The organism is Pseudomonas entomophila, assembly GCF_029193575.1.
Taxonomy (GTDB): Bacteria; Pseudomonadota; Gammaproteobacteria; order Pseudomonadales; family Pseudomonadaceae; genus Aquipseudomonas; species Aquipseudomonas entomophila_G.
On record NZ_JARGCS010000012.1, the window covers coordinates 500429 to 525161 of the forward strand.

The window sequence follows — 24733 nt, forward strand, 5'->3', positions numbered from 1 at the left end:
TATCTTGAGCAGCCTTTTGACCGATTTTTCGGTCTGAACCGATTTTCCGGACTTGGCCCTGTGCGCCGAATCCATTGATTTGCATAAAAAAATATGAGGAGCACAAGATGCGCGTAATTCTGCTGGGAGCTCCCGGGGCCGGTAAAGGTACTCAGGCAAAGTTCATCACCGAAAAGTTCGGTATTCCACAGATCTCCACCGGTGACATGCTGCGTGCCGCGGTCAAGGCCGGCACCCCACTGGGCCTGGAACTGAAGAAAGTCATGGATGCCGGCCAACTGGTGTCCGACGAACTGATCATCAGCCTGGTGAAGGAGCGTATCGCCCAGCCGGACTGCGCCAATGGCTGCCTGTTCGATGGCTTCCCACGCACCATTCCCCAGGCTGAAGCCATGGTCGCCGCCGGTGTCGAGATCGACAACGTGGTCGAGATCGCCGTCGACGACGAAGAGATCGTGGGCCGCATGGCCGGCCGCCGCGTGCACCTGGCCTCGGGCCGCACCTACCACATCCAGTACAACCCGCCGAAAGTGGAAGGCAAGGACGACGTCACGGGCGAAGACCTGATCCAGCGTGACGACGACAAGGAAGAGACCGTGCGTCATCGCCTGTCGGTCTACCACACCCAGACCAAGCCGCTGGTCGACTTCTACCAGAAGCTGGCCGCTGCCGACGGCAAGCCGAAGTACAGCCACATCGAAGGCGTCGGCTCGGTCGAAGCGATCACTGCCAAGGTCCTGGCAGCCCTGAGCTGATCCACGCCCGCGCTACACGACGGCCCGCTTGCGGGCCGTTGTCGTTTATACTGCCGCTCTTTTTCCTCTCGCCTGGATACACGTTCGATGACCACCCTGCTGGCCCTGGATACCGCCACCGAAGCCTGTTCCGTCGCCCTGCTGCATGACGGCAAGGTGACCAGCCACTACGAGGTGATCCCGCGCCTGCATGCGCAGAAGCTATTGCCGATGATCAAGCAGTTGCTGGGCGAGGCCGGTGTGGCCCTGAGCGCTGTGGATGCCATCGCCTTTGGCCGTGGCCCGGGCGCCTTTACCGGCGTGCGCATCGCCATTGGCGTGGTGCAGGGCCTGGCCTTCGCCTTGGAGCGCCCGGTGCTGCCGGTGTCCAATCTGGCCGCCCTGGCCCAGGGCGCGCTGCGTGGGCAGGGTGTGCAGCAGGTGGCTGCGGCCATCGATGCGCGCATGGATGAGGTGTACTGGGGGTGCTACCGGGCGCAAGCGGGTGAGATGCGCCTGGTCGGCCAGGAAGTGGTGGTAGCGCCGGAGCGGGTGGTGCTGCCTGAAGGTGGCGAGTGGTTCGGTGCCGGCACCGGTTGGGGTTATGCCGAGCGCCTGGCGGCGCAGGTTGGCGCCTGTGATGCCACGGCGCTGCCCAATGCCCTGGACGTGCTGAGCCTGGCGCGTTTCGCCTGGGCCCGTGGCGAGGCGGTTGCCGCCGAGCAGGCGCAGCCGGTCTACCTGCGTGACAATGTCGCTACGCCCAAGGCGCGGCCCTGATACATCGCGGTTGGGGCCGCGAGCGTGCAGGCCTCATCGCGGGCAAGCCCGTTCCCACAGGTACTCCACCGTCCTCGAGACCGGTGTTTCTCCACGAACACAATGTCAAAACCACCAAAGAACTCATCCAAAAAGGTGCAGTTCGTCGGCTATCGCCATTCACACTAAAACCTTTTGAGCAAACTGTGGTCCAGTTATCAGTCGAGCATTGGTGATGGAACTCTGATGCTGCTAAATTGCCATCATTGATTCCGAGTGCCACGCCATGCGCATCGATGGTTTCTCCTCCCAGTCCTACCCGGTCAAGCGTCCGCCGCGCAAGGCAGCGGTGCGCGATGAAGCGATCGACGACGTCGAAGTGGTCGAGGAGGTCGAGCCCGTCCAGGCCAAGGCCAGCCGTCGTGGCGCCGGCCTGCCGGCCCGCCAGCAGGACATGATCTTCCCCCGCGCACGTGATCGGCGCACCGCCACCGCCTTGGCCAGCTACCTGACCACCGCCGGTTTCACCGACTGGGAGATGGAAGTGCTGGGGTTGGACCTGTACATTTGATGGATGAATCCATCGCCCCCGCCTTACTGTCTCGGTTGTCCGTCCTGGAGCGAAAACGCCTGGCGCGACTACCTCTATCCCGCCGACGCCCGCTCCTCTGAGTACCTTGGGCTGTATAGCCAGGTGTTCAACGCTGTCGAGGGCAACACCACTTTTTATGCCCGCCCCGCGCCCGCCATGGTGGACCGTTGGGCCAAGGTCATGCCCGCGCATTTTCGCTTTACCGCCAAGTTCCCCGGCGACGTCAGCCACGCGGGCGACCTGCGCGACCAGCTCGAGTCGGCGCTGGACTTCACCCGCCTGATGGCCCCGCTGGGGGCGCGGGTCTCGCCTTACTGGTTGCAACTGCCCGCCCAATTCGGCCCCGCGCGCCTGGCGGAACTCAGCCACTTCCTCGACGAGATCGGCGTGCCGGTGGCAGTCGAGGTGCGCAACGACGCGTTCTTCGCCAAGGGCGAGGAAGAACGCCTGCTCAACCGCCTGTTGCACGGCCGTGGCGTCGAGCGTATCTGTCTCGACCCGCGCGCCCTGTTCAGTTGCACTTCACGCGACCCGGGCGTGCTCCACGCCCAGGCCAAGAAGCCAAGGGTGCCCCCGCGCCCGGCCGCGTTCAGCCAGCACCCGCAGGTGCGCTTCATCGGCCACCCGGAGTTGGAGGCCAATGAACCCTTCCTCACCCCTTGGGTGGCCAAGGTGGCGGAGTGGATCGAAGAGGGGCGCCACCCTTACGTCTTCCTGCACACCGCCGACAACTACCGCGCCGCCGCCCTGGCCCAGCGCTTCCACCAGCGCCTGGCCGAGCGCTTGCCGGGGCTTGCGCCGTTGCCGGAATTGCCACGCGCACCCGAGGTCGAACAACTGGGCCTGCTTTGATATTCCCCACCTGCCGGAGGTCATGACCATGGATGTGCAAACCCTGCGAGCCGAAGCCTTCAAGGCACTGCATGAGCGCGATGGCGCCTTCGTCATCGCCAACCCTTGGGACGCGGGCTCCGCGCGTTTGCTCGCAAGCCTCGGTTTCGAGGCGCTGGCCACCACCAGTGCGGGCCTGGCCTTCAGCCTGGGACGACCGGATGCCGAGGGCGCGTTGAGCCTGGATGAAACCCTCGACAATGCCCGCGCCATCGTCGACGCCACGCCGTTGCCGGTAGCCGCTGACCTGGAGAACGGTTTCGGCGACCGCCCCGAAGATTGCGCCCAGGCTATCCTGCGGGGTGCCGAGGTGGGTTTGGTGGGCGGTTCGATCGAGGACGCGAGTGGCCGTGCCGACATGCCGATCTACGACCTGGGGCTGGCGGTCGAGCGTGTCCGCGCCGCAGTGCAGGCGGCGCGCAGCCTGCCGTTCCCGTTCACCATGTGCGCCCGGGCCGAGAACCTGCTGCACGGGCGCCTGGATTTGGACGACACCATCCTGCGGCTGCAAGCCTATGCCGAGGCAGGGGCCGATGTGCTGTACGCGCCGGGGCTGCGCAGCATCGACGAGATTCGCGCGGTGGTCCAGGCGCTGGCGCCCAAGCCGGTCAACGTGCTGATGGGCATGGCCGGTGTGCCCCTGAGCGTTAACCAACTACAGGACCTGGGTGTGCGCCGCATCAGTGTCGGTTCGTCGTTGGCGCGGGCAGCCTTGGGGGCTTTCCAGCGTGCCGCGCGGGAGATCCACGAGCAGGGCACCTTCAGCTATGGCGAGCAGGCGGTGCCGTTCGCCGAACTCAACGACCTGTTCCGCCGCTGAGGCCCGATGCGCGCGTTCCTGCTGTTGGTGGCCTTGCTGCTGGCAGCGGGCGTTGCCTGGCAATCGGGCTGGCGCCTGCCGGCCGCGTGGAACCCCTGGGCTGTGCTCGATGTGCGGCAACCGCCGAACCTGTTGACCCCCTACAAGCTCGCCCGCCTGCGCGATGACCCCACCCTGTGCCGCCAGGCGCTGGAAACCTCGACACTGCGCTACCGCCCGCAGGCCGACAGCCCGGCGAACGCCGCGTGCCCTTTGCGCAACGTGTGGCGCATCGAAGGCGGGCAGGCGCGGCTGGCCAGCAGCTTCCTCGCCACTTGCCCGTTGGCGGTGGCCTATGCGTTGTTCGAGACCCATGGCCTGCAACCAGCGGCGCAGCGGGTGTTCGGCCAGTCCGTGGCGCAGGTCGAGCACTTGGGAAGCTTTGCCTGTCGCAACGTCTATCACCGCAAGCAAGGCCGCTTGAGCCAGCACGCGGCGGCCAATGCCCTGGACATCAGTGGTTTTCGCCTGGCCGATGGTGAACGCATCGTCCTGGCGCGGGACTGGCAGGGGGCAGGAAAGAAGGCGGAGTTCCTGCGTGAGGTTCAGCAGGCAGCCTGCAAAAGTTTCAGCACGGTGCTCGGGCCTGACTACAACGCTGCCCACCACAACCACTTTCACGTGGATATGGGGCGCTGGCAGGTCTGCCGCTGAGGTCAGGCGTGAACGCGAACGTTGTTCAGCACCACCGGGCGTGCCCAGTGCATGTCGAATTCCAGGTCGTTCTGCTGCTTGGCGAGGGTGGCCTCGTCGAAGGGTTCCGCTGCCTTGTCCAGCAGTTCGGTCTCGAACTCGGCGATCGGCAGGAACAGCGCGCGTGGCGTCGGCGCGGGGCCAGGCTCAGGGTGTGGATGGCCCTGGCTTATCACCACCGGGCGCAGCCAGCTGTTGTTGATATCCAACTGACGCTGCTGCTCGATCAGCTCGACGGCGCTGAAGGGTTCGGCGGCGGGTTCGAGCAGGTCGCGCTCCAGCTCGGCCTTGGGCAGGAACAGCGGCTCGGGCGGCTTGACCTCGGTGTCGTGCACCGCACAGGCGCGCTGGGCATCGATCAGGGCCAGGGCACGGGCGCCGCCAGTAGGCTCGCCGCTTTCCTTGTCGTGGTACTGGGCCAGGGCCTGGCTCACACTGTCGGTGACATCCCCTTGCGGCTCGGCCATGGCGCGGGCGAAGAAATCCTGCCACAGGTGGCTGACGCCTCCGAGTGCCTGGGTATTCTGCCGACCGTAGTTGCCGACAGGCGACAGGTAGGTCAAGCCGATGGGAAGGGTGTCTGACATGGCAGTCGCGCGCGTTGTGCTCTGGCAGAATAGCGGATACTGCGTGTATCGGCCGTGGCCGGGGTTTCCTTAATTTTTTTGAGTGCGGGGCGGATGGTGGAGCAAGAGCAGGGCTTGGGTATCAGGGTCGAGGCGTTATCGCCGGAGTTTCAGACGCAGGCCGCGGCATGGGCCGAGCGCCTGGGGCTGCCTTTGCAGGATGAGGCGGCGGGCTTCGCCGTGCAGGTCGGCGTTGACGGCCTGCAGGTCCAGCAGCTCGGGCCGCAGGCGCCGGGCGCGGTGCGGGTGGACTTCGTCGAAGGCCAGGCAGCCCATCGGCGGCTGTATGGCGGCGGCAATGGGCAAATGATCGCCAAGGCGGTTGGCATCGCCCAGGGGGTGCGCCCGCAGGTGCTGGATGCCACGGCGGGGTTGGGCAAGGATGCGTTCGTGCTGGCCAGCCTGGGCTGCCAGATGACCTTGATCGAGCGCCAGCCGTTGATTGCCGCGCTGTTGGAGGATGGGTTGGCGCGCGGCCGGCGAGATGCCGAGGTGGGGGCGATCGTCGAGCGCATGCGGCTGTTGACCGGTAACGCGATCGAACGCATGCGCGCGTGGGAGGGCGAGGCGCCGCAGGTGATCTACCTCGACCCGATGTTCCCGCACCGGGACAAGAGCGCGTTGGTGAAAAAGGAAATGCGCGTGTTCCGGCCGCTGGTGGGGGATGACCTGGATGCGCCGGCGTTGCTGGAGGCGGCGCTGGCACTGGCGACGCACCGGGTGGTGGTCAAGCGCCCGCGCAAGGCGCCGATCATCGAAGGGGTGAAGCCGAGCCACAGCCTGGAAGGCAAGTCGAGCCGGTACGACATCTACCCGAAGAAGGCGTTGAAGGCGTAGACGCTGCCGGCCCTCTCGCGGGGCAAGCCCCACAGGTACCCCGCAGCTCTTAGTGCCAACGGTGAACCTGGAGCGGGCTTGCCCCGCGATAGGGCCCGCCCCGCCAACCGCTAAACCCGATACGCCCGCATGAACACCCCGACCACCTCGCGCACATGCGCTTCGGCCGCTTCGTCCTCCAGCGCGGGCGCGCACCCCAGCAGCAGCCGGTAATCCGGCGCGCCCTTGATCAGGCAGAAGAAATGCTCGGCCGCCCGCAACGGGTTGTCCAGGCGTAGCAGTCCACGTTCGTTGGCGCAACGCAGCAGCGCTTCCATCTCCGCCAGCACCACTTTCGGCCCGGCTTCGTAGAAGAACTGCCCGAAGCTTGGGTCTTGCGTGCCCAAGGTCATGATCAGCCGTGTCAGCTTCACCGATTCGTCGCTGCTGATCAGCGCCTGGAAACCCCGGGCGATGTTCAGCAGCACCTGCTCCAGCGGGACGTCTTCGGGCAGCTCGAAGATCAGGTCGGGCAATTGCGTCTGGCAGGTCGCCATGACCGCTGCGCCGAACAGTGTCTGTTTGTCGGTGAAGTGGCTGTACACCGTGAGTTTTGAAACACCTGCCGCCGCAGCGACCGCATCCATGCTGGTGTTGGCGTAGCCAAGGCTGAGGAACAGCGACTTGGCGGCTTCGAGGATGGCCTCGCGCTTGGCGAGGTCCTTGGGCCGGCCTGGGCCTATGGGTGCGTCGTTGGACATTGGATTCCGTGTCTGTCTGAAAGGTCGCCCATCTTACCGGGTCGAAGGCCCTCGGGCTGCTACGCACGTCGCGCGGCAAATACATTTTTTCTCGCGCCTGCCTGCTTCCCCGACCCCGATCCCTGACTTAATATACCCGCCAGTATAAATATTCGATGCGTCCTCTGCCAAAGGTCATTCGTCATGTTGCGTCGCGCCTTGCCCCTTGTCTTGCCCGTTGCCGCCCTCCTGTTGCTCGCCGCCTGCGGCCAGGAAGCGGCCCCTCCCGCCGCGCCGCGCCCGGCCCTGGTGATTCAGCCGCAGCCGAGCGCTGCCTCCGCCGACAGCTACCCTGGCGAGGTGCGGGCGCGCTTCGAGCCTGAGCTGGCTTTCCGCATTGCGGGCAAGGTCAGCAAGCGCCTGGTGGAGGAGGGGCAGCGGGTCAAGGCAGAGCAGCCGCTGGCCGAGCTCGACCCCCAGGACGTGCGCCTGCAACTGGAAGCCAACCGCGCGCAAGTGGCGGCCGCCGAGGCCAACCTGGCGCTGGTCAAGGCCGAGCGCGACCGCTACCAGAAGTTGCTGGAGCGCCAGATGGTCAGCCACTCGCAGTTCGACAACGCCGAGAACCTCTACCGCGCAGGCCTGGCCCGACTCAAGCAGGCCAGGGCCGAGTTCGAGGTGGCGGGCAACCAGGCCGAGTACGCCGTATTGCGCGCACCGCAAAATGGCGTGATCGCCAAGCGCCAGGTCGAGGTCGGCCAGGTGGTGGCGGCCGGGCAGACGGTGTTCACCCTCGCCGCCGACGGCGAGCGCGAGGTGCTCATCGGCCTGCCGGAGCAGCAGTTCGCCCGCTTCGCCGTGGGCCAGGCGGTCAGCGTGGAGTTGTGGTCCCACCCTGGCCAACGCTTCGACGGGCGCATCCGTGAGCTGTCGCCCGCCGCCGACCCGCGTTCGCGCACCTTCGCCGCGCGTATCGCCTTCACGTCCACCCAGGCCCCCGCCGAACTCGGCCAGAGTGCCCGAGTATTCATCGCCCATGCCGAGCACGCACCGTTGTCGGTGCCGCTGTCGGCGGTCACCGCCGAAGAGGGGCGTGCCTACGTGTGGCGGGTGAACAAGGACAACCGCCTGGAACGCGCCCCGGTGCGCCTGGGCCCCTATGGCGCCGACAACGTGTCGGTGCTGGAGGGCCTGGGGGCCAGCGACTGGGTGGTCGCCGCCGGCGGCCACGTGCTGCGCGAGGGGCAGGAAGTGCGGCCAGTGGATCGCACCAACCGTGTGGTGAACCTGGCGACCAAGGAGTAAGTCCCGATGGGTTTCAACCTTTCCGCCTGGGCGCTGCGCAATCGCCAGATCGTGTTGTTTCTGATGATCCTGCTGGCAGCGATCGGCGCCATGTCCTACACCAAGCTGGGGCAGAGCGAAGACCCGCCCTTCACCTTCAAGGCCATGGTCATCCGCACCCTGTGGCCCGGCGCCACCGCCGAGGAAGTCTCACGCCAGGTCACCGAGCGCATCGAGAAAAAACTGATGGAAACCGGCGAGTACGAGCGCATCGTCTCGTTCTCACGCCCCGGTGAGTCTCAGGTGACCTTCATGGCCCGCGACTCGATGCATTCCAACGCCATTCCCGAGTTGTGGTACCAGATCCGCAAGAAGGTCGCCGATATTCGCCACACCCTGCCGCCAGAAGTCCAGGGCCCGTTCTTCAACGACGAGTTCGGCACCACCTTCGGCAACATCTACGCCCTCACGGGCGAAGGCTTCGACTACGCGGTGCTCAAGGACTACGCCGACCGCATCCAGATCCAGTTGCAGCGGGTCAAGGACGTGGGCAAGGTCGAGTTGGTCGGCCTGCAGGACGAGAAGATCTGGATCGAGCTGTCCAACCTCAAGCTGGCCACCCTCGGCGTGCCCCTGGCCGCCGTGCAGCAGGCCCTGCGCGAGCAGAACGCGGTGAGCACCGCAGGTTTCTTCGAAACCCCCAGCGAGCGTTTGCAACTGCGCGTCAGCGGGCAGTTCGACAGCGTCGAGCAGATCCGCCAGTTCCCGATTCGCGTGGGCGACCGCACCTTCCGCATCGGTGACGTGGCCGAAGTGCACCGTGGCTTCAACGACCCGCCCGCGCCGCGCATGCGCTTCATGGGCGAGGACGCCATTGGCCTTGCCGTGTCGATGAAGGACGGCGGCGACATCCTGGTGCTGGGCAAGGCCCTGGAAGGCGAGTTCGCCCGCCTGGCGCGCAACCTGCCGGCGGGCATGGAGCTGCGCAAGGTCTCCGACCAGCCGGCGGCGGTGAAGGCCGGGGTCGGCGAGTTCGTCCAGGTGCTGGTCGAGGCGCTGGCGATCGTGCTGCTGGTGAGCTTCTTCTCCCTGGGCCTGCGCACCGGCCTGGTGGTGGCGCTGGCGATCCCGCTGGTGCTGGCCATGACCTTTGCCGCCATGCACTACTTCGGCATCGGCCTGCACAAGATCTCCCTTGGCGCGCTGGTGCTGGCGCTGGGTTTGCTGGTGGACGACGCGATCATTGCCGTGGAGATGATGGCGATCAAGATGGAGCAGGGTTTCGACCGGCTGAAGGCGGCCAGCTATGCCTGGTCGAGCACGGCGTTTCCAATGCTCACCGGCACCCTGATCACCGCGGCGGGCTTCCTGCCGATCGCCACCGCCGCCTCGAGCACTGGCGAGTACACCCGTTCGATCTTCCAGGTGGTGACCATCGCCCTGCTGACCTCCTGGGTGGCGGCCGTGGTGTTCGTTCCCTACCTGGGCGAGCGCTTGCTGCCAGACCTGGCCAAGCGCCATGCGGCGCGCCACGGCAACGCTGAACACGCGCCGGACCCGTATGCCACGCCGTTCTACCAGCGCGTGCGGCGAGTCGTGGAGTGGTGCGTGCGGCGGCGCAAGACGGTGATCCTGCTGACCATCGCCGCGTTCGTCGGCAGTATCCTGCTGTTCCGCTTCGTGCCCCAGCAGTTCTTCCCGGCTTCCGGGCGCCCAGAGCTGATGATCGACCTGAAGCTTGCCGAGGGCGCCTCGCTGAGCAACACCGCCGAGCAGGTCAAGCGCCTTGAGGCGCTGCTCAAGCAGCAGGACGGCATCGACAACTACGTGGCCTACGTCGGCACCGGTTCGCCACGCTTCTACCTGCCGCTGGACCAGCAACTGCCGGCGGCAAGCTTCGCCCAGTTCGTGGTGCTGGCCAAATCGCTGGAAGACCGCGAACACCTGCGCAGCTGGTTGATCGGCACGCTGGACGAGCAGTTCCCGGCGCTGCGCTCGCGGGTCACGCGCCTGGAGAACGGTCCGCCAGTGGGCTACCCGGTGCAATTCCGGGTCACTGGCGAGCATATCGAGAAGGTCCGCGCCCTGGCCCGCGAGGTGGCGGCCAAAGTGCGCGAGAACCCGCACGTGGTCAACGTGCATCTGGACTGGGAAGAGCCGAGCAAGGCGGTGTTCCTGGCGGTCGACCAGGACCGCGCCCGAGCCTTGGGCGTGAGTACCGCGCACCTGGCGAGCTTCCTGCAAAGCTCGCTGACCGGCAGTACCGTCAGCCAGTACCGCGAGGACAACGAGCTGATCGAGATCCTCCTGCGCGGTACCCAGCAGGAGCGTGGCCAACTGGGCAGTCTGGGCAGCCTGGCGCTGCCCACCGACAACGGCCAGAGCGTGGCGCTGTCACAGGTGGCGACCCTGGAGTACGGCTTCGAGGAAGGCATCATCTGGCACCGCAACCGCCTGCCGACGGTGACCGTGCGCGCCGACATCTACGACAAGGAGCAGCCGGCGACGCTGATCAAGCAGATCTCGCCGACCTTGCAGCAGGTGCGCGAGCAACTGCCGGACGGCTACCTGCTGGAGGTGGGCGGCACGGTCGAGGATTCCGAGCGCGGGCAGAAGTCGGTGAACGCCGGCATGCCGTTGTTCATCCTGGTGGTGCTCAGCTTGCTGATGCTCCAGCTGCGCAGCTTCTCGCGCACGGTGATGGTGTTCCTCACCGCGCCCCTGGGGCTGATCGGCGTGACCCTGTTCCTGCTGGTGTTCCGCCAGCCATTCGGTTTCGTGGCCATGCTCGGCACCATCGCCCTGGCGGGGATGATCATGCGCAACTCGGTGATCCTGGTGGACCAGATCGAACAGGACATCGCCAGCGGCATGCAGCGCTGGCAAGCGATCATCGAGGCCACGGTGCGGCGCTTCCGGCCGATCGTGCTCACCGCGCTGGCGGCGGTGCTGGCGATGATCCCGCTGTCGCGCTCGGTGTTCTACGGGCCGATGGCGGTGGCGATCATGGGCGGGTTGATCGTCGCCACGGTGCTGACGCTGTTGTTCCTGCCGGCGCTGTATGCGGCGTGGTTCAGGGTCAGGAAGGAACGCTAGCGACTAGCGACTAGCTGCAAGCTGCAAGAGGGGCGGTGTGGACTCGCTCTTTCTTGGGGCTTGCAGCTAGGCGCTTGCAACTGCGCGTATCAGAGCGCGCCAAACACCTTCTTGGCCAGGCTGGTCGCCGCCTGCGCCGGGTTCTGGCGAATGTTCTGCTCCTGCTTGGCGATCATCTCGAACAGCCCGTCCAGGGCCTTCTCGGTCACGTAGTTCTCGATGTTCGCGTCATCTTTGATCAGCCCCAGCCCCTTGGCCTGCCCGGCGAAGCTGTTGTACTGCTGGGCCAGGCCGACCTTGTCGGTGGCCTGCTTGACGATCGGCAGGAACTTGGCGCGGATCTGCTCGCGGCTGCTCTTGTTCAGGTACTGGGTGGCCGAGTCCTCGCCACCGCTGAGGATGCCCTTGGCGTCGGTCACGGTCATCTTCTTCACCGCGTCCACCAGGATCGCCTGGGCCTGCGGCACCGCCGCCTCTGCGGCCTTGTTCATGCTGGTTTCCAGGGCATCGACCTGATCACCCTTGCCGAACATCTTCATGGCCTTGGCGGCCTTGCCAAGGTTGCCTGGCAGTTCGATGCGCACGTCGGGGTTGTTGCTGAAACCGCCTGGGGTGCTCAGTTGCTTGACGGCGATCTGCGCGCCTTGGGTGAGGGCGTCCTTGAGGCCGCCGGCGGCATCGTTCTGGGACAAGTCGCCAAGCGACAGGGCCATGGCGCCGGCCGACAGCAGCAAGCCGGCGCACAAGGTGGTGAAGCGCAGGGAGGAACGAATCATGAGGGCTTCCTTATGGGCAGAAATACACGTGAATCAGCGAATCGGGTCGACCTTGATACGCAAGGGGAGCGGGTCACTGCCGTCGAGTTGCACGCCATGGTGCTCGGTGTTGATGAACAGCAGCTTGCCGTCCAGTTCGATACGCGCGCTCACCGCGTAGCGGTGGTCAGGCTTGACCTGGGCGGGGTCGTAGGCGAGGTGGAACGGCAGCGGCACATTGCCTTGGACCGGGCCGGACTGCTTGGCCAGCGTCACGGCGGGGGCGTCCATCCGCGAGACATCCTGCAGGCTCACGCTCAAGGTGGCGGCAGACGGCAGGGCGATGCGCTGCAGGTAGAAGACCTCGCCGTCGAGGCTGGCCTGGGGCTTGGGTGTTTGGCTGGAGCAGGCTGCGAGCAGGGTGGCGCAGCACAGCGTGACGAGTTTTTTCATGGCATCTCCGGATCCTTGGTGTTTGGCCAACCTGGAGAAGGTTAGCGCAATGGGGTGTGCCTGCGTGAATGCGGCGGCCCTATCGCGGGGCGGTCTCAGACCACCTCCGCGTCCAGTGTCTCGTCCCGATGCAGCGCCACCTGGCGGATCGACAGACGCAGTTCCGCCGACAGCACGCGCTTGGCCACACCCTCGGCCAACTCGCCCAGCTTATCGTGATAGCCCAGCTTGCCGTTGCCATCCGGAGTCAGCACCCCTTCGCGCACCAGGGTCTGGATGAAGTGGCGGAACAGCGTCTTGTCGAAGAATTCCGGGGCGTTCAGCCCATGCAGGATCGACAGGCGCTGGGCCATCATCACGCACAGGTTCTCCAGCTCTTCGGCGGTGAGGGTGTTCTGCCCGCTGTTGAGCAGCAGCGAGGTGGCCATGTAGAAGCGCTGCAGGGTCTGGGTGATGGCGCGGGCCAGCAGGGTCAGCAGCACGAACTGCCGCGAGCTGGGCGCCGGGCGCAGGTACACGCCGTTCTCGAAGCGCAGCAGGCCGTGCTCGACCAGCGCCGCCAGCCACTGGTCGATGACGTCTTCCAGTTGCTCGGGCGCCCAGCGCAGGAACAGCTCTGACTGCAGATAGGGGTACAACGCACGGACGTACTGGCCGACCAGCTCGCGGCTCATGCGCGAGCTGCTCTGGAAGAAGCTCGCCAGCAACGCCGGCAGGGCGAAGATGTGCAGCACGTTGTTGCGGTAGTAGGTCATCAGCACCGCGTTGGCTTCATCCAGGTAGAGGATGCGGCCCAGCGCGTCCTTCTGTTCGGCCAGCAGCGCCATGCCGCGCACGTGTTCGATCAGCGCCTTGCCATCGCCTTCGGGCAGGGTGGTGTGCGCCGAATAGGGCACCTGGCGCAGGAGCGCCAGGTACAGGTCGAGCACACGGGTCAGGGCGCGCTCGTCCAGGGCCAGGCGGCTGGTGGACAGCAGCGCCAGGGCCACCAGGTTGACCGGGTTGATCGCCGCGGCCTCGTTGAGGTGCCGGGCCACGGTCTCGCCCAGGCGCGTGGTGGTGTCGTTCAGCCAGTCGGGGCGGAACTGCGGGGCCAGTTCCTGCTCGCGCCAGCCGGGTTGCTGCTGGTCGAGGAAGCCGGCCAGGCGGATCGGCTCGCCGAAGTTGACGTAGACCTGGCCAAAACGCTGCTTCAGCGCGCCGATAACCTTGAAGATGTCGAAGATCGACTCCTTCTTCTTGCTCGCGCCGCGCAGCTCGCCCAGGTAGGTACGGCCTTCGAGTACGCGCTCGTAGCCGATGTACACCGGCACGAAGACGATCGGCGTGCGCGAGGAACGCAGGAAGCTGCGCAAGGTGATCGCCAGCATGCCGGTGCGCGGTTGCAGCATGCGACCTGTGCGCGAACGCCCGCCCTCGACGAAGTACTCGACCGGGAAGCCCTTGGTGAACAGGGTGTGCAGGTACTCGTTGAACACCGCCGTGTACAGCGGGTTGCCCTTGAACGTGCGGCGCATGAAGAACGCGCCACCGCGGCGCAGCAGGCCGCCGATCACGGGCATGTTGAGGTTGATGCCGGCGGCGATGTGCGGCGGCGTCAGGCCGTTGCGGAACAGCAGGTAGGACAGCAGCAGGTAGTCGATGTGGCTGCGGTGGCAGGGCACGTAGATCACCTCATGGCCCGGGGCGATGCCCTGCACCTGCTCGATGTGGTTGACCTTGATGCCGTCGTAGATCTTGTTCCAGAACCAGCTCAGCACCACTTCGAGGAAGCGGATGGCGGTGTAGGTGTAGTCCGAGGCGATTTCGTTGCCGTAGTGCAGCGCCTTGGCCTCGGCCTTGGCGTAGGGGATGTTCTCGCGCTCGGCCTCGTCGCTGATCGCCTGGCGCACCAGCGGGTCGTGCACCAGGCCCTTGACCAGGTTGCGCCGGTGCGAGATGTCCGGGCCGATGACGGCGGTCTTGAGGTTGCGAAAATGCACGCGCATCAGGCGCTGGGCCATGCGCACGGTGCGTTCATGGCCCTTGTTGTGCTGCACCAGTTCGCGCAGGTGGATGGGGGCGGAGAATTGCACGCGGGTCTTGCGCCCCAGGATCAGTATGGTCAGCAGGCGGCGCAGGCGCCCGGTGACCGCCCAGCTGTCGGCGAACAGCAGCTTCCATGGGCTCGACTCGCTGGCCGGCGACTGGCCCCAGAACACGCTGACCGGGATGATCTGCGCGTCTTCCTCGGGGTGCTGGCTGACCGCCGCGACCAGGCGCTCCAGGGTTGGCGGCGCGCCGCGCTTGTCGTGGCGGCCGAGCCAGTCGGGGTCCGGGGTCAGGTAGAAGAAGGCCGCCGGCTCGTGCAGCGTGCCCACCGCGACCGGCACGACCGGGCGCGGTAGCCCTGCCTTGGTGCATTCGCGGTCGATCACCGCCAGGTCGGTGAGCGACGGCGAGGGCAGGGCGTAGAACACCGGGCGGCTGCGATCGAGCTTGAGGGTCAGGGACGACTGGTTGATGGTTTCGGAACGCACCCACAGGTACAGGACGCGACGCAGGGCGCCGAAAATCAGGCGGCGCAGGGGGGAACGGGTCATGGGGTGAGTGCCCTGGGTGAGAGGTTCAGGTGATATTCCAGCCAGTTAGTCTGCCGTATCCGCTGAAGTTCGGCAAAATCCGGGCAGTCATGAAATTTTTTTGTTCGCTGTCATATACTCGGTCCGCAGCTTGCAGGAAATTTACCCAAGCTGTGTCGGTGCGGGACGTTCTCGTGCCAGCAAGGCGATCTTCACAATAAAAATCCGGAGTAGTTCAGATGTCGTCTCGTGAGACTGGGAATGTTAAGTGGTTCAACGATGCCAAGGGTTACGGCTTCATTCAGCGCGAGGGTGGGGCGGATGTGTTCGTCCACTATCGGGCGATCCGCGGTGAGGGGCATCGGACCCTGCTCGAAGGACAACGGGTCGAGTACAACCTGACCCAGGGCCAGAAAGGCCTGCAGGCCGAGGATGTGGTCGGGCTCTGAGGCTCTGGCTTACGCTTCAAGCTGCAAGTTGACCGTGGAACTTGCAGCCTGATGCGAACGTTTCAGCTGGTGCGCCAGGTGATTTCCTCTTCACCGTCGGCGCTGATGCGGACCCAGCGGTCGGCATCTTCCTCGCCATCTTCCTCCACCCAGCTGCCGGGTGCGCAGCGCACTTCGACGTTGAGCGCGGCGAAGGCGGCGCGGGCGCAGGCGATGTCATCGTCCCACGGCGTCTGGTCACTTTCCAGGAACAGGCTGTTCCATTTCCCTACAGCCTTCGGTAACCAGGTGACCGGAATGTTACCGGCCTGGCACTTGAAGGTCTGGCCCTTCTGCTTCCATTCGCTGCACGGGCCCAGGGCCTGGGTCAGCCATTCGGCGATCCGCTTGTGATCGACGTCGCTGTCCTTGAGGTAGATCTCGATATCGGGTTGGCGCATGTCGGGGCTCCGGGTGTGCTCAGTCTTGGCGCACGAAATAGTCATAACGCATGGAAACGGTGACCTCGAGCGGTTCGGGGCGCTCGATCACTTGTGCGCGCTTCTCGGCGCTGGCGCGCCAGCCGTGCGGGGTCATTGCCAGCAGGTCGGCGCGGGCTTTGGCTTCAGCCAGCGACAGGGTGAACTCGAGCACCTCGCCATGGGCATGCTGCATGCCGTCGGGGACCAGCGCCAGGTGCTTGTCGTCGGCATAAGGGCGCACTTCATCGTAGAGCATCTGGCGCAGCTGCATCAGGTGGCCGCTGGTCGGGCCGACGCGCATCAGGCCACCGCCGGGGGCGAGCAGGCGCTTGGCCTCCTGCCAGTCCAGCGGGCTGAACACGCTGGCGAGGAAGTCGCAGCTCTCACCCTGCAAGGGCACGCGGGCCATGCTCGCCACCATCCAGGTCACCTCGGGGGCACGGCGGCAGGCGCGCTTGACCGCCTCGCGGGAAATGTCCAAGGCGAAGCCGTCGGCGTTTGGCAGCGCCTGGGCCAATTGCGCGGTGTAGTAACCCTCGCCGCAGCCGATGTCGAGCCAGGCGCGGGGCTGGCGCTCGGCGGCGAGCTCCGCCAGGCGCCGCGCCACCGGGGCATAGTGGCCGGCGTCGAGGAAGTCACGGCGGGCTTCGACCATGGCCTGGTTGTCGCCCGGGTCGCGGCTGTTCTTGTGCTGCACGGGCAGCAGGTTCAGGTAGCCCTGGCGGGCGCGGTCGAAGCGATGCCCGGCGGGGCAGGCCACGCCGTTGTCGAGCCGCGCCAGGGGCGCCTGGCAGAGGGGGCAGGCGAGCATCAGGCGAGCAACCGCACCAGGGTCTGGTAGTAGATCTCGGTGAGCAGGTCGAGGTCGCTGGCCAGGATGCGTTCGTCGACCTGGTGAATGGTGGCGTTGACCGGGCCGAGCTCGACCACCTGGGTGCCCATGGTGGCGATGAAGCGCCCGTCCGAGGTGCCGCCGCTGGTCGAGGGCTGGGTGTCGCGGTCGGTGACCGCCTTGATGCTCGCCGCCACCGCGTCGAGCAGCTCGCCCGGCTCGGTGAGGAACGGCAGGCCCGATAGCGCCCAGTCGACCGACCAGTCCAGCTGGTGCTTGTCGAGGATCGCCGCGACGCGGGCCTGCAGGCCTTCGACGGTCGACTCGGTGGAGAAGCGGAAGTTGAACAGCGCGGTCAGCTCGCCGGGCACCACGTTGGTGGCGCCGGTGCCGGAATTGAGGTTGGAGATCTGGAAGCTGGTCGGCGGGAAGAACGCGTTGCCTTCATCCCAGTGCTCGGCGGCCAGTTCCGCCAGGGCTGGGGCGGCCAGGTGAATCGGATTGCGCGCCAGGTGCGGGTAGGCCACGTGGCCTTGCTTGCCGCGCACGGTGAGCTTGGCGCCGAGCGAGCCGCGGCGGCCGTTCTTGACCACGTCACCGAGCAGGTGGGTGCTCGACGGCTCGCCGACGATGCACCAGTCCAGACGCTCGTTACGGGCTTTCAGGCGCTCGACCACGGCCTTGGTGCCGTGGTGGGCCGGGCCTTCCTCGTCGCTGGTGATGAGGAAGGCGACCTTGCCGCGATGGTTCGGGTAGTCGCGCACGAAGCGCTCGCTGGCCACCACCATGGAGGCCAGGCTGCCCTTCATGTCGGCGGCGCCACGGCCGCAGAGCATGCCGTCGGCGTCGATCAGCGCGTCGAACGGCTCGTGTTGCCACTGCTGTACCGGGCCGGTGGGGACCACGTCGGTGTGGCCGGCGAAGCACAGCACCGGGCCGTCCTGGGTGCCGTGGGTGGCCCAGAAGTTGTCGACGTCTTCGATGCGCATCGGCTCCAGCTGGAAGCCGACGGCGCCCAGGCGGTTCATCATCTGGGATTGGCAGTCGGCATCGACCGGGGTCACCGAGGGGCGGCGGATCAGGTCGCAGGCCAGTTGAAGGGTGGGCGAGAGCTCGGCTGGGGCCGTCATGGGGGACTCCGGGGCAAGGCAGGGCGGAAAACGAGGGGCGTTATCTTATATCAAGTTGTGTCGATGGGCACGGCGCATTGGGGCGGATTGCGCTGTGCGTGCCGGCCCTATCGCGGGGCGAGTCGAATCGCGATAGGGCCGCTGAGAGATCAGGTCGCCTGCGCCTCCACCACTGTGTCACTCGGCTTGGGCAGTGACGACAGGAAGGCCATCACCAGCGCCGCCACATAAGGCAGCGACTGCACCAGCAGCATCGCCACCCAGAAGCGCATGTCCGAGCTCGGCAACCCCTGCACCAGATAGATCCCCAGCGCCGCGCCCCACAGCAGCAGCATGATGAACAGCTCCTCGCGCGCCTCGGAAATCGCCACCAGCAGGCCATGGCTATCGGCATTCTTCGGTGTGCGGAAGAACGGCATGCTGCTGGTGAAGAAGCCGTACAGCACCGCCTTGGCGATGGTGTGCGACAGCGCCAGACCTGCCAGGGCGGCGGCGAACGCATCCTTGAGGTTCACCCCGACCGCGCGGCGGTAGAGGAAGATGATCTTGCCGACCTTGAAGAAGAACAGCGCCAGCGGCGGGATGGCGAAGATCATCAGCGGCGGGTCGACCCGGTGCGGCACGATGATCATCGCCGCCGACCACAGCAAGGCGCCGACAGTGAAGAAGATGTTCATGCCATCGGCGATCCACGGCAGCCAGCCGGCCAGGAAGTGGTAGCGCTGGCCACGGGTCAGCTCGCTGCCCTTGCCGCGCAGCAGCGCGCTGGCGTGGTGCTTGATGATCTGGATGGCGCCATAGGCCCAGCGGAAGCGCTGTTTCTTGAAATCGATGAAGGTGTCGGGCATCAGCCCCTTGCCGTAACTGTTGTGGGCATAGGCGGCCGACAGGCCTTTCTCGAACACCCGCAGGCCCAACTCGGCGTCCTCGCAGATGCACCATTCGGCCCAGCCCAGTTCTTCGAGCACCGTGCGCCGGGTCATGGTCATGGTGCCGTGCTGGATGATCGCGTCACGGTCGTTGCGGGTGACCATGCCAATGTGGAAGAAGCCCTTGTACTCGCTGTAGCACAACTTCTTGAAGGCGCTTTCGTGCTGGTCGCGGTAGTCCTGGGGCGACTGCACCACGGCGATCTTTGGGTCGGCGAAGTGCGGCACCATGTGCTTGAGCCAGTTGCGGTCGACGCAGTAGTCCGAGTCGATCACCGCGATCACCTCGGCGTCCTTGGCGGTGTGCGGGATCAGGTAGTTCAGCGCGCCGCCCTTGAAGCCGGCCAGGGGCGCGACATGGAAGAACTTGAAGCGCTCGCCGAGCTTCTCGCAGTGGGCCTTGAGCGGCTCCCACACGGCCGGGTCCTTGGTGTTGTTGTCGATCACCAGCACTTCGTAGTCCGGGTAGTCGAGGGCCGCGAGGGCGTCGAGGGTCTGCTTCACCATCTCCGGCGGCTCGTTGTAGCACGGCACGTGCACCGAGACCTTCGGCCGGTAGGCGCTGTCGCCCTGCACTGGCAGGAACTCGCGCCGGCGCTTGTGAATCCACACCGCCTCGGCCAGCTCGTGGGCTTCGGTGAGCAGCACGATGAACACGCCCAGCGCACCCAGTGCCAGCAGCACGCCGACGGTGAGGCTGAACCAGGTGCTGTACTGCTGGCTGTAGTCGTAGGCGATCCACACCAGCACCGACCCGCACAGGAACGTGATGAACGTCAGGAAGGTGCGCCCGCGCTGGCGCAGGGCCGAACCGTCGATCAGCAGCACGGCCAGGGCGATCATCGCCAGCACCACCGAGGCCACTGCCAGGGCGCGCCACTGCGGGATGGCCACCACCGGCCCGTCGAAGTTGAATTTCTGCTGGCGCTCTGCGTTGTACACGCCCCAGTAGGCGCCCACCGAGCCTTCGTCGCTGGCCTTCCACGGCTGGTCGTAGGCTTCGATGACGAAATAGTTGTAGCCGCGACGGTTCAAGGTGTTGACCAGGGTGCGCAGGTAGATGGCCTGGTCGGCCTGGGTGGCGTCTGCGCCGCCGCGCATGCGGCCGTTGCTCGGCCAGCCGACCTCGGAGAGCAGCAGCGGCTTGCGCGGGAACTGCTGGCGCAGGTCGCGGGCGCGGTCCAGCACGAATTGCACCGAATCCTTCATCGGCACGAATTCCCAGTAGGGCAGGATGTGCGCGGCGATCAGGTCGACGTGCTTGGCCAGTTCCGGGTGTTCCTTCCAGATGTGCCACTGTTCGCTGGTGGTCACTGGCACCTTGACCGCCGCGCGCACCCGGTCCAGGTACTGGATCAACGCCTCGGGGGTGATCTCCTCGCGGAACAACGCTTCGTTGCCCACCACCACCCGCACCACGCTGCGCGAGGTGTTGGCCAGTTCGATGGCCTTGGTTATTTCGCGTTCGTTGCGCTCCAGGTCCGGGCTGATCCAGATGCCCAGGGTCACGCGCAGGCCGAGCTCTTCAGCCAGACGTGGGATCAGCTCCTGCGTGCCTTCGACGGTGTAGATACGGATGTTGTCGGTCAGCTTGCTGAGCTGTTCCAGGTCCTGGCGCATCTCGTCTTCGCTAGGGTACTGGCCTTTTTGCGGGCTCTCACCGAGGCGGAAGGGCGAGTAGGAGAAGCCGGAGATCTGCTCCGGCCAGGCGGGCGCGGACACCGGGCGGTTGATCAGCGCCCAGAAACCAGTGAACAGTGCGGCGATGGCCAGCACCACCACCAGGTTGAGGCCGAGTTTGCGTGATGACATAAGCGTTTTTCGAGTTCCGGGGAAGGGAGCGGGGCGGCGGCGTGAGTCCTACGCTTACCGGGCAGGCACTGCGTTGGATTTTCCGTTGGGGTTGAAGTTCTGAGCCCGCTCGGTTGTCGTCCATTTCTTTTTGCTTGATAGGACATTAAAGCAGCATTGGTCGGTGCTTTCCTAACGCTCGGCGGCAAGACCGCCCGCAAGCACCGGCTTGGCATATAATGCGCGCCGGTTTTTTCGGGGTATGAACATGAGCTCAGATGATCCACGCTTCGCCGGTGTCGCCCGGCTGTACGGCGACGAAGGCTTGCAACGCCTGCAACAGGCCCATGTGGCGGTGGTCGGCATCGGCGGGGTGGGCTCCTGGGCGGCCGAGGCTCTGGCGCGCAGCGGGGTGGGGGAAATCACCCTGTTCGACCTGGACGACGTCTGTGTCAGCAACACCAACCGCCAGGCCCACGCGTTGGAAGGGCAGGTCGGCAAGCCCAAGGTCGAGGTCATGGCCGAGCGCCTGCGGGCGATCAACCCGGTGTGCGTGGTGCATGCGGTGGCCGATTTCGTGACCCGCGAGACCATGGCCGAGTACATCACCGAAGATTTCGACTGTGTCATCGACTGCATCGACAGCGTGATGGCCAAGGCCGCGCTGATCGCCTGGTGCAAGCGCCGCAAGATCACCATCGTCACCACCGGTGGCGCGGGCGGGCAGATCGACCCGACGCAGATCCAGGTGGGCGACCTCAACAAGACCTTCAACGATCCGCTGGCCTCACGGGTGCGTTCGACCCTGCGCCGTGACTACAACTTCTCGCGTAACACCAGCCGCAACTACGCGGTGCCGTGCGTCTTTTCCAGCGAGCAACTGCGTTATCCAAAAGGGGACGGCAGCGTGTGCCTGCAGAAGAGCTTCGTGGGCGAGGGCGTTCGGCTGGACTGCGCGGGAGGCTTTGGCGCGGTGATGATGGTCACCGCGACCTTCGGCATGGTGGCGGTGAGCAAGGCGGTGGAGAAGCTGGTGGCAGGGGCGCGGCGGCCTTCGGAGCGGGTCAAGGCTGGGTGATCGTGGCGGCGCCATCGTCACTGACCCGCCGCCAACTCCGCCATGCGCATCAAGACCGCATGAAGCCCATTGCTGCGTGATGGCGACAACTGCCGCTCCAGCCCCAATTGGCTGAACCAGCCGGGCTGGTCCAGGGCGCCCAGCTCGCCGTTCTCTAGCCCTTGCACCCGCACCAGCAACAGCGCCAGCAGCCCCCGCAGCAGCCGTGCATCGCTGCCAGCCTTGAAACGCCAGCGCCCCTCGACCCGCTCACCCACCAGCCACACCACGCTTTCGCAGCCATGCACGCGGTTGGCTTCGGTCTTGTCGGCCTCGCCAAGGGGCTCCAGGCGATCCCCCATCTGCATCAGCAAGCGCGCTCGTTGTTCCCAGCCACGGGCCTGCTCGAAGGCCTCCAGCGCCTGACGCGCCTCCGTTGGCAGGCTCATCGCAGCAGCTCCAAGCCTTGGTCGAGGGCGTCGAAGAAGCGCTGCACATCGTCGCTGTCGTTGTACAGCGCCAAGGACACGCGAATCGCCCCCTCCAGCCCCAGCCCCTTGAGCAATGGCATGGCGCAGTGGTGCCCGGCACGCACGGCAATGCCCTGCTCGGTCAGCAGGTGGGCGATGTCGGCGTTGTGCACGCCTTCGACGACGAAGCTCGCCAGTGCCGCCTGAGGCGTGCCGAGCAGGCGAATGCCTTCACGATCGGCCAGGCCACGCAACAGCTGCTGGTGCAGGCTGGCCTCATGGTTGGCCACGGCGTGGGCATCGAGGCTGGCCAGGTAGTCCAGCGTGGCGCCCAGGCCAATGACGCCGGCGATCGGCGGGGTACCGGCCTCGAAGCCCAGTGGCGCGGGGCGGAAGCTGGCGTCATGGTAGTCGGCGATCTGCACCATCTCGCCGCCGAACTGCCAGTGGCGCAACTGTTCCAGGGCCTGGGCGCGGCCCCAAAGCACGCCGACACCGTCCGGGCCATACAACTTGTGGCTGGAGAACACGTAGAAATCGCAGCCCAATTGCTGCACATCGTGACGGCCATGAACCACGCCCTGGGCACCGTCCACCACGGTCAGCGCGCCTTGGGCGCGGGCGTGCGCGAGCAGGGCCGGCAGGGGTTGCCAGGTGCCCAGCACGTTGGACAGCTGGCTTAGCGCCAGCAGTCGGGTACGTGGGCCGATCAGTTGCAGCGAGCGTTCCAGGTCGATACGCCCGTGCTCATCCAGTGGCAGCACCACCAGGCGCAGGTTGCGACGGCGGGCCAGTTGCTGCCAGGGCAGCAGGTTGGCATGGTGCTCCAAGGCGCTGACGACGATTTCGTCGCCTGCTTCGAAGCCGTGCTCCAGGCCATAGGCCAGCAGATTCAGCGCCGAGGTGGCTCCGTGGGTGAAGAGGATCTGCCGCGAGTCGGCGGCATTCAGCCAGGCGGCGACCTTATCTCGGCTGGCCTCGAACGCTTGGGTCGCCAGGGCGCCGGGCAGGTGCTGGGCGCGGTGCACGTTGGCCGCGCCATGGCCGTAGTAATGGCTCAGGGCATCGAGCAGGGCCTGGGGCTTCTGGGTAGTGGCGGCGCTGTCCAGGTAGGTCTGGTGCTGCCGTTGCAGGGCGGCGATGGCGGGAAAGTCGGCACGCCAGGGGGAGGGTTGGAACATGTTCGCGGGACCTGGAATGAAAATCGGGTCTGGCAGTAGGCCAGACCCGATCTTAACACTTCGAACCCCGGGGCGTTCTCAGTTGTGGGCGTGCAGCGCCTCGTTCAGCTCGATCGCCGACTTGTGGGTCTTGCACTCCACGGCGCCGTTGAGCGAGTTGCGGCGGAACAGCAGGTCGGTCTGGCCGGCCAGGTCGCGGGCCTTGACCACCTTGACCAGCTCGTTGTTCTCGTCGAGCAGGTTCACCTTGGTGCCGGCGGTGATGTACAGGCCGGCTTCGACGGTATTGCGGTCGCCCAGCGGAATGCCGATACCGGCGTTGGCGCCGATCAGGCAGCCTTCGCCGACCTTGATCACGATGTTGCCGCCGCCCGACAGCGTGCCCATGGTCGAGCAGCCGCCGCCCAGGTCCGAGCCCTTGCCGACGAATACGCCAGCGGAGACCCGGCCTTCGATCATGCCTGGGCCTTCGGTGCCGGCGTTAAAGTTGACGAAGCCCTCGTGCATGATGGTGGTGCCTTCGCCGATGTAGGCGCCCAGGCGCACGCGGGCGCTGTCGGCGATACGCACGCCGGCCGGGACCACGTAGTCGGTCATCTTCGGGAACTTGTCGACCGAGAACACTTCCAGCAGTTCGCCTTTCAGGCGCGCTTCCAGTTGCTGCTCGGCCAGCTCGGCCAGGTCGATGGCGCCCTGGCTGGTCCAGGCCACGTTCGGCAGCAGTGGGAAGATGCCGGCCAGGCTCACGCCGTGCGGCTTGACCAGGCGGTGCGACAGCAGGTGCAGCTTCAGGTAGGCCTCTGGGGTGGAGGCCAGGGCGGCGTCTTCGGCCAGCAGGGTGGCGACCAACGGCTTGTGGCTCTCGGCCAGGCGGGTCAGCAGGGCGTACTGGGTGGCGTCGATGCCTTTGACGGCAGTGGCCAGCTCGCCGGCCAGGGCTGGGCTGAAGGCGATGGCCTGGTTGCCGCCTTCATAGCCGAGCAGCGGTGCGACGGCAGCGACCAGCTCGGCCGACGGGTTGAGCAGGGGTTGCGCGTAGAAGACTTCCAGCCAGGTGCCCTGGCGGTTCTGGGTGCCGACGCCGAAGGCCAGGCTGAACAGAGTGGTGGACATGCGGTTACCTCATGCGAAATAGGAAGTGGAGCGTGAAGCGGACTCAGGCCAGCGCCGTGGCATACAGGTCCGGCTTGAAGCCGACCAGGGTGCGGCCACCCAGGTCGAGCACCGGACGCTTGATCATCGACGGCTGGGCCAGCATCAGCTCGACGGCCTTGGCCTGGTCAAGGTCGGCCTTGCTGGCGTCGTCGAGCTTGCGGAAGGTGGTGCCGGCGCGGTTCAGGACAACCTGCCAACCGTGCTCGTCGCACCAGCGGTTCAGGCTGTCACGGTCGATGCCCTGGGTCTTGTAGTCGTGGAATTCGTAGCCGATGGCCTGTTCTTCAAGCCAGGTACGGGCCTTTTTCATGGTGTCGCAGGCCTTGATGCCGTAGAGAGTGTAAGCCATTGAATGCCTGGGGCAGCCGGGCCTGGCCTGGCGTCCCCGATACTCCTTGAAGAATGGGTGGTGGCGATTA

24 protein-coding genes are annotated in these 24733 nt (G+C 66.0%); 11 read left to right on the forward strand and 13 right to left on the reverse strand.

Annotated features, from left to right (window positions below):
- The first annotated feature begins 107 nt into the window (after positions 1 to 107).
- The 6 genes from adk to P0Y43_RS07040 all read left to right on the forward strand — a co-directional run bounded on the left by adk (position 108) and on the right by P0Y43_RS07040 (position 4489).
- On the forward strand, positions 108 to 755 hold the full coding sequence (gene adk / locus P0Y43_RS07015) for an adenylate kinase (RefSeq protein ID WP_275636566.1): 648 nt from the start codon (positions 108 to 110) through the stop codon (positions 753 to 755).
- An 87-nt stretch (positions 756 to 842) separates the two neighbouring features.
- A complete protein-coding gene (gene tsaB / locus P0Y43_RS07020) occupies positions 843 to 1514 on the forward strand; it encodes a tRNA (adenosine(37)-N6)-threonylcarbamoyltransferase complex dimerization subunit type 1 TsaB (RefSeq protein WP_275636567.1) in 672 nt (223 codons plus the stop codon).
- 265 nt (positions 1515 to 1779) lie between these two features.
- Positions 1780 to 2064, forward strand: a complete 285-nt coding sequence (locus P0Y43_RS07025; RefSeq protein ID WP_275636568.1) for a hypothetical protein — start codon at positions 1780 to 1782, stop codon at positions 2062 to 2064.
- 3 nt (positions 2065 to 2067) lie between these two features.
- Positions 2068 to 2937 (forward strand): DUF72 domain-containing protein, encoded by an 870-nt coding sequence (locus tag P0Y43_RS07030; RefSeq protein ID WP_275636569.1) that lies wholly within the window; start codon positions 2068 to 2070, stop codon positions 2935 to 2937.
- A gap of 28 nt (positions 2938 to 2965) precedes the next feature.
- Positions 2966 to 3796, forward strand: coding sequence for an isocitrate lyase/PEP mutase family protein (locus P0Y43_RS07035; RefSeq protein WP_275636570.1), 831 nt, complete (start codon positions 2966 to 2968; stop codon positions 3794 to 3796).
- A gap of 6 nt (positions 3797 to 3802) precedes the next feature.
- The gene (locus tag P0Y43_RS07040) at positions 3803 to 4489 is read left to right on the forward strand and encodes an extensin family protein (protein ID WP_275636571.1); all 687 of its coding nucleotides are present in this window, start codon (positions 3803 to 3805) and stop codon (positions 4487 to 4489) included.
- A 2-nt stretch (positions 4490 to 4491) separates the two neighbouring features.
- On the opposite strand, the gene P0Y43_RS07045 is transcribed toward P0Y43_RS07040, so the two are convergent.
- Positions 4492 to 5115: an energy transducer TonB gene (locus P0Y43_RS07045; protein WP_275636572.1), complete on the reverse strand. Its 624-nt coding sequence runs from the start codon at positions 5113 to 5115 to the stop codon at positions 4492 to 4494.
- A 93-nt stretch (positions 5116 to 5208) separates the two neighbouring features.
- On the opposite strand from P0Y43_RS07045, the gene P0Y43_RS07050 reads away from it, so the two are divergent.
- Positions 5209 to 5991, forward strand: a complete 783-nt coding sequence (locus tag P0Y43_RS07050; protein WP_275636573.1) for a class I SAM-dependent methyltransferase — start codon at positions 5209 to 5211, stop codon at positions 5989 to 5991.
- 110 nt (positions 5992 to 6101) lie between these two features.
- Here the strand turns inward: P0Y43_RS07050 and P0Y43_RS07055 are convergent, their stop codons facing one another.
- Positions 6102 to 6731, reverse strand: a complete 630-nt coding sequence (locus P0Y43_RS07055) for a TetR/AcrR family transcriptional regulator (RefSeq protein WP_275636574.1) — start codon at positions 6729 to 6731, stop codon at positions 6102 to 6104.
- A 183-nt stretch (positions 6732 to 6914) separates the two neighbouring features.
- On the opposite strand from P0Y43_RS07055, the gene P0Y43_RS07060 reads away from it, so the two are divergent.
- Entirely contained in the window at positions 6915 to 8015 is a 1101-nt protein-coding gene (locus P0Y43_RS07060) for an efflux RND transporter periplasmic adaptor subunit (RefSeq protein ID WP_275636575.1), read from the forward strand.
- 6 nt (positions 8016 to 8021) lie between these two features.
- On the forward strand, positions 8022 to 11090 hold the full coding sequence (locus P0Y43_RS07065; protein ID WP_275636576.1) for an efflux RND transporter permease subunit: 3069 nt from the start codon (positions 8022 to 8024) through the stop codon (positions 11088 to 11090).
- 89 nt (positions 11091 to 11179) lie between these two features.
- Here the strand turns inward: P0Y43_RS07065 and P0Y43_RS07070 are convergent, their stop codons facing one another.
- The 3 genes from P0Y43_RS07070 to plsB all read right to left on the reverse strand — a co-directional run bounded on the left by P0Y43_RS07070 (position 11180) and on the right by plsB (position 14880).
- Entirely contained in the window at positions 11180 to 11866 is a 687-nt protein-coding gene (locus tag P0Y43_RS07070) for a DUF4197 domain-containing protein (protein WP_275636577.1), read from the reverse strand.
- Between the two features lie 33 nt (positions 11867 to 11899).
- Positions 11900 to 12298: a YbaY family lipoprotein gene (locus tag P0Y43_RS07075; RefSeq protein WP_275636578.1), complete on the reverse strand. Its 399-nt coding sequence runs from the start codon at positions 12296 to 12298 to the stop codon at positions 11900 to 11902.
- Between the two features lie 95 nt (positions 12299 to 12393).
- Entirely contained in the window at positions 12394 to 14880 is a 2487-nt protein-coding gene (plsB, locus tag P0Y43_RS07080; RefSeq protein ID WP_275636579.1) for a glycerol-3-phosphate 1-O-acyltransferase PlsB, read from the reverse strand.
- 218 nt (positions 14881 to 15098) lie between these two features.
- Between plsB and P0Y43_RS07085 the strand changes: the two genes are divergently transcribed.
- Positions 15099 to 15308: a cold-shock protein gene (locus P0Y43_RS07085; protein ID WP_275636580.1), complete on the forward strand. Its 210-nt coding sequence runs from the start codon at positions 15099 to 15101 to the stop codon at positions 15306 to 15308.
- A gap of 62 nt (positions 15309 to 15370) precedes the next feature.
- Here the strand turns inward: P0Y43_RS07085 and P0Y43_RS07090 are convergent, their stop codons facing one another.
- The 4 genes from P0Y43_RS07090 to P0Y43_RS07105 all read right to left on the reverse strand — a co-directional run bounded on the left by P0Y43_RS07090 (position 15371) and on the right by P0Y43_RS07105 (position 20472).
- On the reverse strand, positions 15371 to 15748 hold the full coding sequence (locus tag P0Y43_RS07090; RefSeq protein ID WP_275636581.1) for a hypothetical protein: 378 nt from the start codon (positions 15746 to 15748) through the stop codon (positions 15371 to 15373).
- Positions 15749 to 15767: 19 nt separating this feature from the next.
- The gene (locus tag P0Y43_RS07095) at positions 15768 to 16580 is read right to left on the reverse strand and encodes a putative RNA methyltransferase (RefSeq protein WP_275636582.1); all 813 of its coding nucleotides are present in this window, start codon (positions 16578 to 16580) and stop codon (positions 15768 to 15770) included.
- Positions 16580 to 17731: a succinyl-diaminopimelate desuccinylase gene (gene dapE / locus P0Y43_RS07100; protein WP_275636583.1), complete on the reverse strand. Its 1152-nt coding sequence runs from the start codon at positions 17729 to 17731 to the stop codon at positions 16580 to 16582. The genes P0Y43_RS07095 and dapE overlap by 1 nt, the downstream gene beginning before the upstream one ends.
- A gap of 149 nt (positions 17732 to 17880) precedes the next feature.
- Positions 17881 to 20472, reverse strand: coding sequence for a glycosyltransferase (locus P0Y43_RS07105; RefSeq protein WP_275636584.1), 2592 nt, complete (start codon positions 20470 to 20472; stop codon positions 17881 to 17883).
- A gap of 247 nt (positions 20473 to 20719) precedes the next feature.
- On the opposite strand from P0Y43_RS07105, the gene tcdA reads away from it, so the two are divergent.
- On the forward strand, positions 20720 to 21529 hold the full coding sequence (tcdA, locus tag P0Y43_RS07110; protein ID WP_275636585.1) for a tRNA cyclic N6-threonylcarbamoyladenosine(37) synthase TcdA: 810 nt from the start codon (positions 20720 to 20722) through the stop codon (positions 21527 to 21529).
- A 17-nt stretch (positions 21530 to 21546) separates the two neighbouring features.
- Here tcdA and P0Y43_RS07115 read toward each other — a convergent pair whose 3' ends face one another.
- The 4 genes from P0Y43_RS07115 to P0Y43_RS07130 all read right to left on the reverse strand — a co-directional run bounded on the left by P0Y43_RS07115 (position 21547) and on the right by P0Y43_RS07130 (position 24663).
- Positions 21547 to 21957, reverse strand: coding sequence for a SufE family protein (locus P0Y43_RS07115; protein WP_275636586.1), 411 nt, complete (start codon positions 21955 to 21957; stop codon positions 21547 to 21549).
- Positions 21954 to 23159 carry a cysteine desulfurase gene (locus P0Y43_RS07120; RefSeq protein ID WP_275636587.1) on the reverse strand — a complete coding sequence of 402 codons (1206 nt, stop codon included), beginning with the start codon at positions 23157 to 23159 and terminating at the stop codon, positions 21954 to 21956. Before P0Y43_RS07120 ends, P0Y43_RS07115 begins: the two co-directional genes overlap by 4 nt.
- 78 nt (positions 23160 to 23237) lie before the next feature.
- A complete protein-coding gene (gene dapD, locus P0Y43_RS07125; protein ID WP_275636588.1) occupies positions 23238 to 24272 on the reverse strand; it encodes a 2,3,4,5-tetrahydropyridine-2,6-dicarboxylate N-succinyltransferase in 1035 nt (344 codons plus the stop codon).
- A gap of 43 nt (positions 24273 to 24315) precedes the next feature.
- Positions 24316 to 24663 (reverse strand): ArsC family reductase, encoded by a 348-nt coding sequence (locus P0Y43_RS07130; RefSeq protein ID WP_275636589.1) that lies wholly within the window; start codon positions 24661 to 24663, stop codon positions 24316 to 24318.
- Positions 24664 to 24733: the final 70 nt, after the last annotated feature.